The sequence below is a fragment of the Chlorogloea sp. CCALA 695 genome, from assembly GCF_003003885.1.
Taxonomy (GTDB): Bacteria; Cyanobacteriota; Cyanobacteriia; order Cyanobacteriales; family Chroococcidiopsidaceae; genus Aliterella.
This window is the reverse complement of record NZ_PVWN01000033.1, coordinates 6741-26105: the sequence shown is the minus strand read 5'-3', so window position 1 is coordinate 26105 and position 19365 is coordinate 6741. Positions and strand designations below refer to the sequence as shown.

The following is a 19365-nucleotide window of genomic DNA, read 5'->3' as shown; positions in this document are numbered from 1 at the left end:
TTAATTTTTAACTGGATCTGTCATTGCTACTACTACTTTGCGCTTACCTATAAATGGGGTGCGGCTGTGAGCTACAGAAAGATTATCTAACATTAATAAATCTCCTTGTTGCCAGGGAAACATTATTTTTTCTTGTTGATAAGCTGTTCTGATTTCTTCTAATAATTCCGGTTCAATTTGCGAGCCATCGCCGTAATAAGTATTATTTGGTAAATCTTCTTGTTTAAATTCTGCTAGTAAAGCTTCTTGCAAAGTAGGTTCGAGGGTGGAGACATGGAAAAAAGCAGCATGATTAAACCATGATAATTCGCCTGTAATTGGATGCTTGGCAATCGCTTGACGATAGGAACGAGTACGCAGGCGATCGCCTGTTTTCCATTCATATTCGATAGCATTTTTATTACAGTATTCTTCTACTACGGCTTTGTCTTCTGTCTGAAATACTGTTTGCCAAGTTAGTCCAAATCCATCGTTATAGTTACGAACATACAAAATGTTTTTGTCTATAAATTTTTGCCTAGTTTGAGGGCTAATCCTTTGAAAGACTTGGCGACAATCTGCTATTGGTGTTTCCCCGCCTTGTTGTGCTGCAACAAGACAACAAAAGTAAATTTTCAAGGGATAAGTTAACCAGTATGTACCTTCGTTGTGGAGATAAATACTTTGATCGGCGGGGTAGTCTGTGGAGGTATAGATTTTGTTGCTAATTTCGTGACGGGGAGAGGAGCGATCGCGATATTCTAATAATTGTCCGCTAGAGGTAGTGCTAACAAATTGGTTAAATAAATCGGTGGTGTTTATATTAAAACCGCGAAATAGCAACGCTCGATATTGGAGCAAGGTTTTTTTAATAAACTCTTGGTTATCTTGCGCCCATTTTACTAAGTTCAAGCCTTCAACAACAGGTTGAATGACTAAGGGGATTTTCCCGGATGGAAGCAAGTCTACTTTAACTAATTCTGTAGGCGATAAATTGATAGATTTGCGACGGATATTGCCTAGCTTAATGTTAGATGTTGGCGATGTTGATTCCATATAATTCCTATTTAGAAATAGCCTTTCTTTTCGCTGTTTTTAACTTTTCCAAGCTCGCGGTTGACAATTGTTGATTTTGAGATTTTTCTGCTGCTGCCAGCGTTGCTAATAAATCGCTTAATTTGCTGTTAGGTTGGGTAACTATTTGATTTAGTAGCGTTTCCAATTGGTGAAAAATCTTTGTAATTGTGGCAGATTCAAAGCGATCGCAATTAGAAAGAAGTTGCATCACCCAGGCAGTATTTGCCCTGACTCTAAGGGTTAACGGGTAGTTGTTGCGAGAAACCGCCGCTCGGACATCAGTTAGTTGTAAATCTGTAGTTTCTCGCTCTAAGGCTGGCGCTACAGGGTAGTTTTGAAACACAACAATACTTTCAAATAGTGGCAAATGTTGAGGTAATTCGCTCCATTTGTGGATTGCAGCTAGGGGGCTGTGTTCGTATTGACGTGCTTCAGCTTGCAAGTTTTGCAACTGATGCAACCAACTCCAAAGCAAAGCATCAGGCGCAATGCGGACTCGGACAGGTAAGGTATTAATAAATAGCCCTACGAGCGATTCTGCACCTTCTAAAGTGGCTGGACGACCGGATACTGTAGCCCCAAAAACTACATCTAGTTCACCGCTATAGTAGCTAAGGAGTAATGCCCAAGTTCCTTGTATTAGGGCGTTTAAGGCGATTTGATTTTGGCTTGCTAAGGCTTGGAGAGTGGCGGAAGTAGTTGGCGAAAGCTGAATTTCTTGTAATTTGTAATTATTATCTGGGTTAGCTGTTTGATATTGAGGGAATACAGGTGTTGCAGTAGTAAATCCTTGTAGAGCTTGCCGCCAAAAGGTTTCGGCTGCTTGCATATCTTGCTGTTGCAGCCAGTTAATGTAGTTGCGATAGCTGCAAGCTGGGGCTAAAGTGATTTGTGCGCCGCGATTTGCGGCTTGATACAGTACAAAGACTTCTTTGAGGAGTAAAGCTGCTGCCCATCCATCCATTAAGATGTGATGGTGATTCCAGATAAAGTAACTTTTATCGTCGGCAACTTGAATTAAGGCAATCTGCATTAATGGTGCAGAGGAAAGTTGCAGTTGATAACAAGCTAAAAACTGTTCTAATTGCTGGCTTTGCTGTGTGGGAGACAATTCTCGCCAGTCGTACTGTTGCCAAGGTAGTTCTACTTGTTTGCGAACAACTTGTACGGGTTCGTCTAGGTTTTCCCAGTAAAAAGCTGTCCGCAGCACGCTATGGCGCTCGATTACTTGCTGCCACGCGCTCTTTAAAGCTGGTAGATTTAATTTGCCTTGCAAGCTGCAACTCCACTGTTCGACATACATTTGTGACTCTGGAGCGTACAGGGTATGAAATAGCAAGCCTTGTTGTATGGGTGAGAGGGGATAAATATCTTCAATTTGGCGGTAATTGCTGCCAATTAATCGATCTAGAGTGGCGCTATTAAGTTTGACAAGGGGAAAATCTGAAGGTGTATAGCCGCCTGTAGTAGGTGACTGACAGTGAACGATCAGCGATCGCAATTTTCCTAAAAATCCTTGTGCTAAGTTCTCTATAGTAGAAGCTTGATGAATAGCATTGCTATACATCCAACTTAGTTGTAATTTTCCTTCGCTAACAAAACCGTTGATTGTCAATAAATGACTGCGCTTTCCTTTCAAGGTGCGGGTTATACCTTCGGTTTCTGGTGCTAGTTCAAAAAGGGATAACTGTGATCGCGTGGCATCAAATTGACCTAAATAGTTAAACGATACCTGCGGAGAAACAGCAATTTCTAAGTTTTTAGCGAGGTAGCGCTGTACGCCGTAATCAATGCCGTTGTTGGGGATTTGCCGCAATTGCTCTTTAATTGACTTTAATGCTGCCCCTAGTTCGAGTGTTTCCAAATCTAAGCGAACTGGAAATATTGAGGTAAACCAGCCTACAGTCCGGGAAATGTCCACATCAGCAAATAACATCTCCCGCCCGTGTCCTTCTAAGTCGATTAATAGGGCAGATTCTCCCGTCCACTGTGTAAAAGCTTGGATTAATGCAGTTAGCAACACATCATTAATTTGGGTGTTGTAAGCTTTGGGTACTTCCTGCAATAAAGCTTGTGTTTCTGCGGTAGTCAGGGAAATACTAATAGTCTGCGCCGATGTAACGGTATTTGTGCCAGTTGGGTAATCTACTGGTAGCGAAGTTGATTGTTGTATTGTTGGCTTGGATAATTGCGATCGCGCGTATTCCTGCAAGCGGTAAGCCCAAGCTTGGAAAGAAGTAGTTTTTGGTGGTAAAGCTAGTTGTTGATACGCTGTTTGCAAGTCTGCAAGTAGAATCCGCCAAGATACTCCATCAATAGCCAAATGGTGAACGATAACTAGCAAGCGCTGAGATTGCCCCAATCCTAAATTGAATAAAGCGACGCGCAGGAGGGAACCTTGTGCCAAATCTAGACTAGCTTGCAGTTGATCAACCTTTGTTGTCATTGCTGACAGGCGATCGCTTTCTGGTAGCGTAGATAAATCTATATGCGAAAATGGCACAACTTCATCGGGTGGGGCGTTAACTTGCTGCCAACCTGTTGTAGTAAGGGTAAAGCGCAGGCGCAAAGCATCGTGATGGTGAATTAGTTGTTTGACGGCGGGGGCTAATAGCTCCGGTTGTAGTTTTTGCTTTGCTTGCAACAATACCGCTTGATTCCAGTGGTGCGGGTCGGTTATTTCTTGCTCAAAAAACCAGTGTTGAATCGGTGTAAGCGGTACTGAACCTGTTACTAGCCCTTGCTGGGCGTTTATTGTTGGTGTAGTAGTAGCAACGGTGGCTAGTTCGGCAATCGTTGGATGAGAAAATAATAGTTTGGGCGTTAGTTGGATATCTGCTTGTTTAGCTTTAGCGATCGCTTGAATGCTTAAAATTGAATCACCACCCAATTCAAAGAAATTGTCATGAATCCCCACTTGTTCTAAATGCAAGACTTCCGCCCAAATTGCGGCTAATTTGGCTTCTAGGGGAGTACGGGCAGATACAAATTTAGTTAATTCTGGTCTAACTGCGTCTGGTACTGGTAAACTTCGCCTGTCTATTTTGCCATTAGCTGTTAGTGGTATAGCTGGCAATTGCACGAACACCGCCGGAATTGTATATTCTGGCAATTTATCGCTGAGGAGTTGGCGAAAATTACTAATTTCGTCTGCTACTACATAGGCAACTAAACGCTGTTCGCCGGGGATATCTTCTCGGAGTAATACCACTGTTTCGCGCACGGTGGGAAGTTGGCGAAGCGCGGCTTCAACTTCTCCCAGTTCAATGCGGAATCCGCGCAGCTTAACTTGATTGTCACTTCTGCCTAAATATTCAATGCTACCGTCCGAGAAGTAACGGGCGATATCACCTGTCTTATACAAGCGCCTTCCTGGTTCTAGGCTCCAGGGATGGGGAATAAACTTTTCTGCTGTTAAATCCGGGAAGTCGCAATAACCCCGCGCTAAACCGACACCACCTATGTATAATTCGCCTGGAACGCCTACGGGAACTAAGTTGAAGTGGGCATTTAAAATATATATTTGGATATTGGAAATCGCGTAACCAATGGGTACTACTGCTTCGATACTCTCTTTTTGACAAGTCCAAGCTGTAACATCAATCGCCGCTTCGGTAGGTCCGTAAAGATTGTACAATTGAGCGTTTAAATGCTGGAAAAAACTCTGTTGCAAATCAAAAGGTAGTGCTTCACCGCTACAAAATACTCGCTGCAAGGAAATACATTTTTCTAATCCTGCTTCCTGCAAGAAAATTCGCAGCATAGAGGGGACAAAATGCACTGTAGTAATTTGTTCTTGGGCGATGAGATTGACTAAGTAGTTGCTATCTTTATGCCCTCCAGGTTGGGCAATTACTAGACAAGCACCTGCAATTAAAGGTAAGAAAAATTCCCATACAGAGACATCGAAGCTAAAAGGAGTTTTTTGAATTAGGCGGTCAGCAGCGCTAATTTGATAGGTTTCTTGCATCCACAACAAACGATTGCAGACAGCAATATGAGTATTCATCGCCCCTTTGGGTTTGCCTGTAGAACCGGAAGTATAGATAGTGTAGGCTAAGTTTTCTGGGGTGATGCTAGTAGTTAAGTTGTGGGTGGGTTGTTGGGCGAAGTCTTTCCAGTCTGTATCTAAACAAATAACTTGCAGAGAGTCCGGTAAGGTTGCTGTAAATTTCTCTTGAGTTAACAGCACTGTTGTTTTACAGTCTTGCAGCATAAAAAGCTGTCGCTGCGAGGGATATTCTGGATCTATTGGTACGTAAGCACCGCCAGCTTTAAGAATGCCCAAAATCCCTACGACCATTTCTAAAGATCGCTCGACGCAAATGCCCACTTGGATCTCTGGTTTGACACCTAACTTTTGTAAGTAATGAGCTAGTTGGTTAGCGCGGTTATTTAATTGTCGATAAGTTAGCTTTTCGTCAGCAAATACTAAAGCGATCGCATCGGGCGCTTTTTCTACCTGCTGTTCGATTAACTGATGCAGGCACTTGAACGAATATTCAGTATGGGTATTATTCCACTCATTTATGCTTTGGCGCTCAGTTGGCGTTAGTAGTGGTAAGTCTTGTAGCTGTTGTTGGGGATTAGCAACCATCCCAACTAATAAAGTCTGTAAATGTCCTAGCAGCCTAGAAATCGATTCGTCATCAAAACACTGGCGATCGTAGATGGTTTGTAGGTGCAGTTGTTCGCCAGGAGCGACGATTAAAGTTAACGGATAGTTGTTACGATTAATCGCATCTACAGCCCCAATTTCTAAACCTCCCTGACTTTGGCGCAAACTAGCATCTACTGGGTAATTTTCAAAAGCAATGAAACTATGAAATAAAGGTACGCCCTTGGGTATTTCGCTCCATCCTTGCACCTGCACTAACGGGCTGTATTCGTACTGACGGGCTTGGGCTTGTTCTGCTTGGAGGTTTTTCAGCCAGGGAATTAGGCGATCTCTACCATTTACTTTTACTCGCACGGGCAAGGTATTTACAAACAAACCAATGGCTGAATCTACTCCTAATAAGTTTGCTGGACGACCAGACGAATTAGCCCCGAAGACAACATCATTTTCGTTGCTGTAGTGGCTCAATAACAACGCCCAAGCACCTTGAATTAAGGTGTTGAGGGTAAGTTGATGTTGCTTTGCTAAAGCTTTGAGTTGCTCGGTATCTGCGGGTGATAGCTCAAGATCGCGATCGCTAAATTCACTAGATGAACCGACAATAAACTTATCCACTACTAAAGGAGTTGGTGCAGTTACACCTTTAAGGGTTTGTCGCCAGTATGTCTCAGCTTGAGCTAAATCTTGTTGTCTTAGCCAAGCGATATATTTGCGATAGGGAAAAGCAGGTTTCAAATACAAGTTTTGGTTGCTGCACAGTGCTTGATAAAGTTCCAAAACCTCTTTAAATAGTACAAACCGCGACCACCCATCTAAAAGCAAGTGGTGGTTAATCCAAACAAATTGATAAACATTTTCCGTCATCTGAATAACGGCTAAACGCATTAGTGGCGGGGTTGCTAGTTCAAAACCACGTTTTTGCTCTGCATTTAAAAATGCGGCTAGTTTTTGTTGCTGTTCATCTATTCCCCGCCAGTCATGTTGTGTAAAAGGCAGCGTCACTTGACGATGGACTACTTGGATAGGTTCGTCTACTTCTTCCCAAAAGAAAGATGTCCGCAACACCGCATGACGCTGGACTACTTGCTGCCAAGCTTGCTTGAAAGCGGAGACATTCAAGCCTTTAAGGGTAATATTGTAGCGATCGCAATATACGCCAGAATCAGGAGCGTAGAGGGTATGAAACAACAAGCCCTGCTGTGTGGGGGAAAGTTTGTAAATATCTTCGATATTCTCTGTTTTCATAGCTTACCTATTTTGCCTAGTAGGTTGTCTAGTTCGGTTTGGTTCAATTGAGCTTCGGGAAAGTCTGAAGGAGTATAGCCGCCAACTTCCGGGGACTGACAGTGGACGATGAGCGATCGCAACTTGTCAATAAATTTTTCTGCTAAACTTTCAATCGTGGCGGCGCGATGGATACTTTGACTGTAAGTCCAATTGAATTGCAGTTGTTCATTAGCAACCATTCCATCTATTTCTATTAAGTGGCTGCGCCTTCCATGCGGACTGCGAGTTGCGCCTACAGACTGGGAAGCAATTTTAAATAGGGAAGTATCAGCAAATAGTTGGTCAAACTGTCCTAAATAGTTAAATTTAACCTGCGATATTCCTAGTAGTTGTTCCGCACTTAAGTATTTCAAAATGCCGTAACTAATGCCGTGCTGAGGAATGTTCCGCAGTTGTTCTTTGATACTTTTGAGGGTACTTCCTGGGGTTGAATCGTTATCTAAGCTTAATTGCACTGGAAAATGGCTAGTAAACCAGCCGACAGTACGCGACAAATTGATTTGCGGAAAAATATCTTCGCGCCCGTGACTTTCAAGCGTCAGCAACAGCGATTTTTCCCCCGTCCACTGGGCAAAGGTTAAAGTTAAAGCTGTCAGCAGAATGTCATTAACTTGAGTATGGTAAGCGCTGGGGACTTGTTGTAATAAGGCTTGAGTTTCAGTCTGGTTAAGGGTAACAGAGGTAATTTGAGCCGATGCGACGGTATTTGTTTCTAAATTATTGGCAAAATCGACGGGTAATTTAAAGCTAGAGCGTTCTACTTGTTGCCAATAGTCAAATTGCGATCGCACTTCTATAGTTTGAGCGTATTCTATTAATTGTTCTGCCCATTGCTTGTAAGCAGTAGTTTTTGCAGGTAGTTGGATTGTTTCACCCGAACTAAGTTGTTGATAGGCTGTCTGCAAATCTTCTAGAAATACGCGCCAAGATACGCCATCAATGACTAAATGATGAATGATAATTAACAGTTTGCCTAGTTTTTCTGTGCCTAAGTCAAAGTAGGCAACCTGCATCAGGGAAGTAGATAAATCAAGACTAGCTTGCAGTTCTGTGGCAGTATTTAAGATTACTTGCTCTTGTTCCTCCGCCAATAGTGACGACAAATCTAAGCGTGTAACTGGCACAATGTCGTTAGGTTCAGTACAAATTTGTTGCCAACCGTCTTGTCTGGGGTGAAAGCGCAGCCGTAGCGCATCGTGATGTTGCAAAAGCTGCCCGATAACTCCTTCTAATCTTTGAATATCTAGAGGTTGCGTAACTTCTAACAATACTGCTTGATTCCAGTGTTGAGGTTGGGGTAAATTCTGAGCAAAAAACCAGTGTTGAATCGGGGTAAGAGGTACTAATCCTGTTACTAACCCGGTTTCTGACGTAACATTAGCTGTAATTGCGATCGCTGCTAATTGGGCAATTGTCTGATGTTCAAATAAATGCTTGGGTGTAAGCTGCAAACCTGCTTGATTTGCTTTGGCTACTACCTGAATGCTGAGGATAGAATCGCCGCCCAATTCAAAAAAATTACTATCAATTCCTACTTGTGGCAACTTGAGAACTTCTGCCCAAATGTTTGCTAATTGTTGTTCTTGGGAAGTACGCGGCGCAGTGTACGTTGTTGCTAATTCTCTGGTATCTGGTACAGGTAGCGATTTAAAGTCTATTTTCCCGTTAGGCGTAAGGGGAATAGCATCAAGAAATACAAAGGCTGAAGGCAGCATATATTCGGGTAGCAACTCTAGCCCAAAGTGCCGCAATTCATTGACAGTTGGTGCAGGATGGGCAACTATGTAAGCAATTAAGCGCTCTTCGCAGACAGTTACAACCGCCTGTTTAATAGCTGGGTGCTGGCGGAAGATAGCTTCTACTTCTGCTAGTTCTATGCGGAAACCGTGAATTTTTACTTGGCGATCGCTCCGCCCCAAAAATTCGATGCTACCATCTGGGTGAAACCGGGCTTTATCTCCTGTTTTGTACAACTTGCCTGTATCGCTGAAGGGATTATTAATAAACTTTTGGGCTGTTAATTCAGGACTATTAAGATAACCCCGCGCTAAGTTTGCGCCGCCAATGTATAGTTCTCCAGGTACAAATATCGGGACAGGTTGCAAGTGATCGTCTAGGATATAAGCCTGAGTATTAGCAAGAGGGCGACCAATTGGTACTGTCTGCGACTGGCTATTTGCAACTTTATATGTCAACACGCCAACAGTAGTTTCTGTAGGTCCGTAATGATTCAAAATTTGGCAATCTGGTTTTAGCTGCTGAACCTTATCAACTAACTCCCAATTAGCAGTCTCACCGCCGAGGATGAGTAGCTTAGATGGCAACATATCTTCGCTAGAAGTTAATAGGGCATTAAGATGAGAAGGAACAATTTTGAGACAATCGATAGCATGGCGGCGAAAATAGTCAGCTAAAGCTACAGGATTAGTAGCGCGTTCTTGAGAAATAATATGCAGACATCCACCTGTAACCAAAGCGGCGAAGATAACTGTATTGCCCAAGTCTGCCGCGAAGGTTGAAACCGTCGCAAAACTCGCACCATGAGGTAAATCTATCTGTTCTAATACGCCATTGGTATAGTTGCATAGTTGCCTATGTTCAATGGCAACGCCTTTCGGCTTACCCGTAGAACCCGATGTATAAATAATATAGGCTAAATTGTTAGGGGTAATGCTAACGGGAAGGCAATCGCTACTTCGCTCCCAATCATCTAAGCATAGCTGGATACAATTGGGCAAATTAGCTAATTTTTCTTGAGTCAATAGTACCGCTACTTGAGCATCTTCTAATATATAGCTGATGCGATCGCACTGTGAAGTTGCTTCTATAGGCAAATAAGCGCCCCCAGCTTTGAGAATGCCCAACATTGCCACTAGCATTAAATTAGAGCGTTCTAAATAAATGCCAACTACGGTTTCTGGCTTGACTCCTAACTGTTGCAGATGGCAAGCTAATCTATCGGCGCGACTATTGAGTTCGCTGTAAGTTAGTTGTTCGTTTTCATAAATAACTGCGATCGCATTTGGTGTTAATTTAGCTTGTGTCTCAATTAGCTGATGAATACACTGGTTTTGAGGATAATCAACTTGGGTTTGATTGAAATCAACTAAGATTTGCTGTAACTGCTGGGGAGGAAGAATATTTAATTGACTAATTGACCCACTAGGGTTACTAATCGCACTGGTTATCAGAGTTTGAAACTGTGCGGCTAATAAGGCGATGGCTTGCGCCTCGAATAGGTTTTGATTGTAATCAATCCGAATATCTATAGATTCGCCGCGTAGAAATACAGAAATTTTGATATTGAATTTCTCAATACAAACAAATTGATTGTCAATAGCAAAAGTCACATCGTTTAAGCAACGTTTTTCTGGGAGTTCTATCAGTTCAAACAAAACTAATAAATTATTAACTTCTTTAGTAAAGTATTCCTGATATTCACAAGCATTCTGGCTAGTTGCTGTAACTTGCCTTACTACTTCCTCAAATTGTAAGTTTGGAGTAAAACGTGTAAAAATTGGTAAGGATTTGGCAATTAATCCTAAAGTAGCTTGTAATTCTTCGTACTCTCTACCATTAAAAACTCGACCTACAATTATTTCGGATTGGTTTGTGATGCGATACAGTAAAGTTTGCCAGCAGGCGAGTAAGAAGTTAGATAGATCCAAGTCTTTTCGCTGCAACCAATTTTTGATACCAGCAACTAAATAATTGTCAAGAGCTAACTTATAAGAATTAATCTTAAATTCTGCTTGTTTGTCTGCTTGAAAAGGAAGTATTAACGGCAATGTAGATAAGTCTTGTTGTTGCCAGTAATCTTGATGATTCTCTGTTAATAATTGATTTTGCCATTCGCAAAACTGAGCATACTGTATAATTTCTTGCTTTAGGGTTGGCGAATTAGAAGCATAGCGATCGCAAATTTCTATAAATAAGTTATTTAACGTCTCGCTATCAGCGCACAAAGCAGGCAAAGTAATCAATAAAATATGCTTACTTGCTAATACTTTAACGAGAGATACGGAGAACAATGGCACTTGCTCAAAATTAAAATTTTTATTCCTTTCTTGGTGACAAATCATCTCAATACTGCTACTTCCTAAATCAAGTTCTTGCCAGGAAATAAAGCAGTTATCTTCTACTACCATAATCGGCGTTTTCATTCCCGCAATCTGACGAAAAGCCGTGCGGAGAATTTCATGATTTAAGGTGATTTTTTGGATGGTAGCTTGTAAAGCTTTTGAATTTAGATTTCCTATTATTTCAATAACAATTTGAGCAACATAATCATTACTTTCTTGTTGCCACAACCACAATTGTTTTTGTTGAGGAGAAAGGCGAAAGCCTCTTAAATCAGTTAGCATTAGTTTCTCCACTATTTAAAAAGTTACTCATTTCTCCCATTGCTACAACAATTTTGCGCTCTCCTGTGTAGGGCAATCTTCCGTGTGCAGTTAACATATTGTCTAGCATTAAAATATCTCCTTTTCGCCAAATAAAGCTAGTTTGAGACTGTTGATAAACGCGATTTATTTCTGCGATCGCTTGATTTTCAATTGAACTACCATCACCATAATAAACATTGCGCGGCAACTTATTCTCAGCGAATAATGACAACAAAGATGTACGAACTTCTGGCTCTAAATAAGCAATATGATGTAACTGAATTTGATTAAAAAATACAGGTTCTTTAGTTTGAGGATGTATAGCGATTGCCGGACGAATTTGGCGAGTTATTAATCCATCTCCCGCATACCATTCAAAATCAATTCCATCTTGACGGCAGTATTTTTCTACTACACTTTTATCAGAAGTGTGAAAAAAGTTTTGCCAGCTAACATCTAAATCATTCGTGTAGTTGCGGACGTACATTAATTGTTTTTTAGCTAACTTTTCTCGCAGTTGAGGACAGAGAATTTTGTAAGCTTTGCGACAATCTACAATTGGTGTTTCTCCGCCTTGTTGTGCTGGATGCAAACAGAAAAACCAAATTTTTAAAGGATAGCAATGTAAATGAGAACTTTCATTGTGAAATAAGATCGCTTTATCTGCGGGATAAGGTGTAGAACCATACACTTTATTACCTACTCCAACACGGGGTAAATCGCCATATTCACCAAATAAATGAGGACAGATAGCTGTAGCAAAGTTTTCAAAGCCAGCTACAGAATTAACTGAAAATCCTCTAAATAAAATAGCGCCGTGCTTGACTAACTTACCTTCTATAAAGTCTCGATTACTTTTAGCCCAATCAACTAAATCGATCTCATTACTTACAGGTTGAATAACTAAAGGAAATGTTTGCTCTGGTTGTAAATAAGTTGTTGTAACTAAGTTATTTGCAGATAGATTAATAGCTGTAGGCGCAGCTTTAAATAATTGCTCTCGATTAAAAGCCTTACGCTTGTTTTTTTGCATAGCTTGCTGTTTAAGTTCGTGTTCCGTCAACATTTCTAAAGCATCGATTCGCGCATGAGGCTGGCTGACAATGTTGGTAAGTAAAGTTTCAAAATGTCTTGCCATCTGTGCGATCGCACTTTCGGTAAATAGTTCGCTACTATAGCGCCAAGTGCTACTAATTCCTTGGGGTGTTTTTGTCAGAAAAATAGCTAAATCAAACCTGGCTGTATCGTTACGCCAAAACCATTCTTTTAGCTGCACTCCTGGCAAATCTAAAGCAGGCATCGGTGTATTCTGAAGAACGAACAACACCTGAAATAGGGGTGAAGTATTGCTTAAATTGCGTTCTGGTTGCAGCGCCTTGACTAATTCCTCAAAAGGCAAATCTTGATGGGCGTAAGCTGATAGCGTTACTTGACGCACCCGTGCGAGTAATTCTACAAAACTAGGATTTCCGCTTAAATCTGTCCGTAATACCAACAGATTCATGAAAAAACCAATCAATGATTCCGTCTCCACACGGCTGCGATTGGCAATATCTGTACCAATAACTATGTCTTCTTGGTTGGTATAACGCCACAGAAGCACCTGAAAAGCTGCCAGCAGCGTCATAAACAAACTAACGTTCTCTTGCTGGCTGAGAGCTTGGATTGCCTCCGTAAGATTAAAGGGTAGTAAAAAAGATTGACTTGCACCGCGATTAGTTTTGACTTCTGCACGGGGACGAATTGTTGGAAGTTGCAAAACGGGAAGATTGTTACCTAGTTGGGCTTGCCAATAAGCTAGTTTTTCAGATAATACCTTGCCTTGCAAGCGGTTTCTCTGCCATACAGCGAAGTCTGCATACTGAATAGTTAATTCTGGTAGCGGCGAAGGTTGATTGCTGCTAAAGGCGCGATACAGGGCGCTTAATTCCCGAATTAGCACCCCTATAGACCAACCATCCCAAACAATATGATGTACGGTGAGCAATAAAATGTTTTCTAAGTCGCCAAGTTTGAGCAAAGTTAGCCGAATTAAGGGTAATTTTGTCAAATCAAAAGGCAACTTAGCTTCGGTATCGGCTAATTCTTGCACCTCCGGTTTTGATAAGTTGCTGACATCTATAACGGCTACTTTTACTTGCAAGCTGGGGGAGATGACTTGCATAGGTTGTCCGGCGATCGCTATAAATGTAGTACGCAATATCTCATGACGGCGGATAATTTCGTTGATACTCTCCTCTAATACGGCGGTGTCAAGATTGCCCACTAAATGCAATGCAACGGGTTCGTTGTAGGTGCTTGTATGCGGCTGGAGTTGTTCTACAAACCAGAGTCGCTGTTGGGCAAAGGATAGAGGGAGATTGTCTCTCTTTGCTGGGTGAATGGCGCTATCTTGACTTAGTAGTTGAATAATCTCAGCTTTGCGTTCCCGCATCTGAGTTAGTAAAGTTGGGGTAATTTTGCCTTTGGGGGCGCTATAGCGTAACTTTTCTCCCTCTACCCACAACTGGACATCTAGGTTAGCAATCTCAGAAATAAATTGACTGGTAGCGCTCATACTTCGCCCTCCTCACGATTACTTGTACTTGCCAAAACAGGGGTGAGAGATTTTTGAGGAAAGTGTGCAACGAGTTCGGCGATAGTTGGCGCTTCAAATAACGCAGCGATTGGAATGTTGTAATTTAGTTGTTGAAATTTGTTGATGATAGTTACTCCAGTTAGAGAATCGCCACCCAATTTAAAGAAATTATCGTGAATACCTATTTGACTAATACCCAGTACCTCTTGCCAGATGTCTGCAATATCTTGTTCTAAGCGATCGCGGGGAGCAACATAATTAGTTTGCAAGTTGGGCCCGGAATGCCCAGAGGAGTTAGTTGGCGCTTGATTAATCCAGGTGTCAATCCTAGTTTGTAGGTTGCGAGTTGATACGACTATCTGCCCTTCTTCCCCAGATAAAACGCGCTTAAATACTTCAATGTCATCTTGTGGTGTCATCGTCAGTTCGGGATTGACGTTCAATCCGGGCAAAAATGGTATTCGTCCATCCCAGTTGATACTTGTCCAAGGTACAGGATTAGTTTGATTGTGCTGGCAAACAAAAGCATCTAAAAACAAGTTAGCCGCCGAATAAGCCGCGTGTCCGACTCCGCCAAATATTGAGGCTAAGGAAGATACAACTAAACAAAAATCTAACTGTAACCCTTGTAAAACTTGCTGTAAGACTAAAATACCGTAGACTTTTGCTTGAAATTCGCGATCGCATTCAACTTGACTAAGTTGTTCTATCTGGCGCATTCGTTCGGTAATGTTAGTTGCAACAGAGTGAATGACACCATCAAGCCGCCCAAACCTGGTTTCTGCTAAAGCGATCGCATTTTGCATTTGTTCTAAGTTGGCAGTATCGGCGCTAAAAGTTATAACTTCAGCCCCCAAAGCTTCCAATTCCAGCAATTTTTTATGTTTGCAATCCTCTGGCGAGGGTACAGCAGAACGCCCAACCAAAATTAGTTTCGCTTGGTAGGTTTTTGCTAAATACTCCGCCAACACTAACCCCAGGCTGCCTAGTCCACCGATAATTAAATAAACTCCCCCTTGCTTGAGTTTTGGTACTGTCGATGCTGGCAAAGAAACGGGAAGAAAGTTTTGTAGCCAACGATAACCACCTCTGTAGGCAACTACTTTATCGGTAGAAGTTGCTGTAAGTTCTGCTAATAACTTGTTTGTGAGTTTCTCTGCTTGCCAACTATCCGGCGCGGGGAGAGTAACATCAATGCTGTAACAGCGAATATGTGGGTATTCTTGAGCAATAACTTTAACAAGTCCAACTACCGTAGCTTTTTGAGGGCAAATACTTTCATCTACATTCACCGCCTGCATATTGTTGGAGATTACTTTTATTTGCAAAGGATCGCAGTTTTGAGCGACAAGTGCTTGAGTGAGAAAAAGTAGGCTATAGAATCCTCTTGTTTGTGCTTGGCTGACTTGGGCAGTTGTTAGTTCGCAAATATCTGTAATGTTCCATAAATGAGCGATCGCCCTGGGTAGCAAATTTTTGGCAGCAAGTGCTTGAATTAGTGTGTTGTAGCCTAATTTTTGCTGAGGATTGAGAGTGTAAGAGCGATCGCCTATAGAACTAAATTCTGTTCCTACTTTCACGGTAACAATATCGTGTCCTTGCAACTGCAATCGTTGTACTAAGCGATCGCCTAAACCGAGATCGTCTAAAAATATCAGCCAGCGTTGTTTTTGGTTATCTGTATCTAAAGGTTGTAAAGAACGCTGCCAAGAAGGAATGTAAAACCAGTCTGCGATATCTTTTTTCTGCGATAAGGAAGCGTGAGCGATAAAAATATGTTGCCCAAAGTCTGCATCTCCGTAAGCTACTATTTTAGTAAAAGTGCGATCGCTTAGTAGTTCTTGCCACTGTTCTTTAGATAAAAAAGGATTGCCTCGGCTGCGTTGAACGTCCTCTAGGGGCTGCATCAGCAAACCATCGGTAATATCAAATTCTAGTTGTGGTTGGGTAATTTCCTGCATCAGTAGCAAGCCGTCAGGAGTAAGTAGAGAATGCACGCGATCAAGGGTATCAGCTAAATTTTGGGTAATGTGCAGAACATTAACAGCAATAACCACATCAAAGCTTTGCAGCGAAAAACCTTGCTCCGTTAGAGGTTTTTCAATATCTAAAGTGCGGTATTCCACAAAAGGATAATTGTTAAACTTCTGCTTGGCAGCATCTAAGAAAAAACTCCCAACATCGGTAAAAGTATATTTAGTTCTTGAGGATGGCAACAAGGGTAATATCTCGGCGGTTGCAATACCTGTACCTCCACCAATTTCTAAAATTCTTAAGTTCGCTTCTGGTGGCAATGACTTTACAACTTGCTCTAAACTTGCTCGCAGAATACTGTTGTAATAATTATCAGCAGGTAAATTGGCTCTAGAAATTGCTCCATTTTTAACTAACGTGGCAAAATGCAACTCTAAAGGTTCTTTTGTACCAACCAGTACGGCGGCTAAGTTCTCCCCGCAAGTTTGGATAAGTTCTAACTGTTGTTGATAGCCTGGATGTTGTGTTATTGCTTCTGCAACTAAGTCATTGATGGCTGTTGGAGATAAAGGTAAAAAGTTGCTGTATAAATTGCCATCTTGCTGCAAATGCCCTCGTTCGACTAAAACATCAAGCCAGCGATGCAACAATTGCCGATAACGGGGTACAACTTGGGCTAATAATTCTTCTTTTGTAAATGGATCTTTGCATCTACCCAAATCTCTCAAAGCCAGATTCATATATGCCGTGCATAGGTACGCCAAACGGTTTTTATGTTGTATATGGGTTTGGCGATCGCCTATGGCAATTTTTTTTTGATTAGCTTCTACTACCGCTTGCCCAAGACTTCTTACCGCCGGGCGATCGCGCCAATAACGTTGGCGTTCAAAAGGGTAGGTAGGTAAAGGAAGACGTTGAGGGCGATTTTCACCATAAAACCCAGTCCAATCAATCGTCACTCCCGACAGCCAAAGACTACTTAAGCTATGCAGTAAGCAAGCAATATCAGATTGTTTTTCTTGGGGATGAGGTAAAGAAGATAAAATAATTCGTTGTTCTGAGTGCTGTTTGGCAAAGGTAGATAAAGTACGTCCCGCGCCTACTTCCAACAAAATTCGGTTTGGTGCTTGGAGTAATTCAGAAATCCCACTACTAAAGCAAACTGTGTGACGCAAATGTTTTACCCAATAATTAGGATCTGTAGCTTCTTGGGCTGTAATCCAAGTCCCCGTAACATTAGAAATAAAGGGAATTTTGGGCGGATGCAATTTAACGAGGGTAATTTCTTGCCTAAATGGTTCTAAGGTTTCGTCCATCAACGGCGAATGAAAAGCGTGAGAAACGTGCAAGCTACGACAACTTATCCCTTGGGTTTGCAACTGTGCTTGCAAAGCCTCAATAGCATCATCCGTTCCCGCCACTACGCTAGATGATGGCGCATTAATAGCCGCTAAAGACAAGCGATCGCTAAGTAAAGCTGTAACTTCTGTTTGAGGTAGCGACACCGCCAACATAGAACCCGTAGGGCATTGTTGCATCAACTGTCCGCGCACCGCCACCAACTTCAAAGCATCTTCTAGGGAAAATACACCAGCCAAACAAGCCGCAACATATTCGCCAATACTATGACCGATCGCTGATTCTGGGTTTATCCCCCAAGACATCCACAACGCCGCTAAAGCATATTCAACAACAAATAATGCAGTTTGAGCTATAGGAGTTTGTTTTAGTTGTTCGGTGGAATCAAACAGACTTCGCAAATCTAAGCCTAAATAAGGCTCTAATATCTCGCAGCAGCGATCTACACATTGGCGAAATACAGGTTCGCTAACATATAATTCTTTGCCCATGTCTGCATATTGAGAACCTTGTCCGGGAAACATAAAGGTAATTGAGCGATCGCCCGTTACTTGGTTATGCGTCAACTTTGAACCCAACTGACTCAAAGCATCATCAATATCTCGACACACCAAAGCGCAGCGATAATCAAACTCTTTGCGTCCTACTTGCAACGTATAAGCCACCTCCGCCAAATTTGCTTGAGGATGTTGCTGTAAATAATTACCAAGATTTCTAGTTGCACTTTCTAGCGCCGACTTAGTTTTAGCAGAAAGTACCAACAGATGATATTTCTTCTGCACCTTTTCCACCTGTATCGGCGCTTCTTCTAACAAAACATGAGCGTTAGTTCCACCCATCCCCAAAGAACTAACACCCGCACGGCGCGGACTTGTCTGCCATTCCTTCAGCTTAGTATTGACATAAAAAGGGCTATTCGCAAAATCAATTTGCGGATTGGGTTGCTGAAAATTCAAGCTTGGTGGTATTAGCTTATATTTAAGCGCCAAAGCCGTTTTAATTAGCCCTGTAACGCCCGAAGCAGCATCCAAATGACCAATATTAGTTTTAACAGAACCGATCGCACAGAAACCTGTTTTATCAGTCCGAAAAGCTTGAGAAAGTGCGGCAATTTCAATCGGATCGCCTAAAGTCGTACCCGTACCGTGCGCTTCTACATAGCTAATTGTTTCCGGTTCCACACCCGCCAACATCATCGCTTCGGTGATTACTTCCCCTTGACCATCTACACTAGGGGCTGTATAGCCAACCTTACCCGCACCATCGTTATTAATCGCCGTACCGCTAATCGTGGCATAAATATGATCTCCATCTGCGATCGCCTCTTGCAACCGCTTGAGAACTACCACACCCACCCCATTACCAACCACCGTACCCTTTGCACTAGCATCAAAAGCACAGCAACGACCATCCGGCGATAAAGTCCCCCCAACTTCAGAGAAATAGCCTGTTTTTTGGGGAGTACGAATAGAAACACCACCCGCCAAAGCCATGTCGCACTGGTAACTCAGCAGACTTTGACAAGCCAAAGCCACCGCCACCAACGAAGTAGAACAAGCAGTTTGAACGGTGATACAAGGGCCTTTAAGATTTAGCTTATAAGCAACGCGAGTAGTCAAAAAATCTTTATCATTACCAATCAAAGCTTGATAAGATATCGCCGAACCAAAGCGATCGCAATTCAAAGCCAGATAATTACTTAAACTAGCCCCAGCATATACACCAACGCGACTTGTACACCTTTGCAAATCGTAGCCAGCATCCTCAATCGCCACGTAAGCCGATTCTAGAAACAAACGATGTTGAGGATCGGTAATTTCTGCCTCTTTGGGACTAAATTCAAAAAACGCTGCGTCAAATAGATCGATATCTTCCAGTACACCGCCAGCTTTGACATAACTCGGCAAATCAAGCCAAGTTGGATCGACACCTGCCGCTAACAACTCTTGATCGGAAAACGTCGAAATTGAATCAACCCCAGCTTGTAAATTTTGCCAAAAGATTTCTATATTTTCCGCCCCAGGAAAACGCCCCGCCATTCCAATAACAGCAACCTTTTCTATTAATTCATCTATTTCTGTACTCATCATCAACCACTACAAATTACT

General features: G+C 42.1%; 5 protein-coding genes. All 5 read right to left on the bottom strand.

The features are described from left to right. Genes C7B70_RS15975 through C7B70_RS15955 form a run of 5 tightly spaced genes read right to left on the bottom strand, consistent with a single transcriptional unit; the run spans window position 1 to window position 19347 of the window. Window positions 1–1035 (bottom strand): TauD/TfdA family dioxygenase, encoded by a 1035-nt coding sequence (locus C7B70_RS15975; protein ID WP_106370009.1) that lies wholly within the window; start codon window positions 1033–1035, stop codon window positions 1–3. A gap of 7 nt (window positions 1036–1042) precedes the next feature. Then, window positions 1043–6919: a non-ribosomal peptide synthetase gene (locus C7B70_RS15970; RefSeq protein ID WP_106370008.1), complete on the bottom strand. Its 5877-nt coding sequence runs from the start codon at window positions 6917–6919 to the stop codon at window positions 1043–1045. After that, a complete protein-coding gene (locus C7B70_RS15965; RefSeq protein ID WP_106370007.1) occupies window positions 6916–11325 on the bottom strand; it encodes a non-ribosomal peptide synthetase in 4410 nt (1469 codons plus the stop codon). The genes C7B70_RS15970 and C7B70_RS15965 overlap by 4 nt, the downstream gene beginning before the upstream one ends. Beyond that, on the bottom strand, window positions 11315–13903 hold the full coding sequence (locus tag C7B70_RS15960) for a condensation domain-containing protein (RefSeq protein WP_106370006.1): 2589 nt from the start codon (window positions 13901–13903) through the stop codon (window positions 11315–11317). The genes C7B70_RS15965 and C7B70_RS15960 overlap by 11 nt, the downstream gene beginning before the upstream one ends. Then, window positions 13900–19347, bottom strand: coding sequence for a type I polyketide synthase (locus C7B70_RS15955; RefSeq protein ID WP_106370005.1), 5448 nt, complete (start codon window positions 19345–19347; stop codon window positions 13900–13902). The genes C7B70_RS15960 and C7B70_RS15955 overlap by 4 nt, the downstream gene beginning before the upstream one ends. Window positions 19348–19365 lie beyond the last annotated feature (18 nt).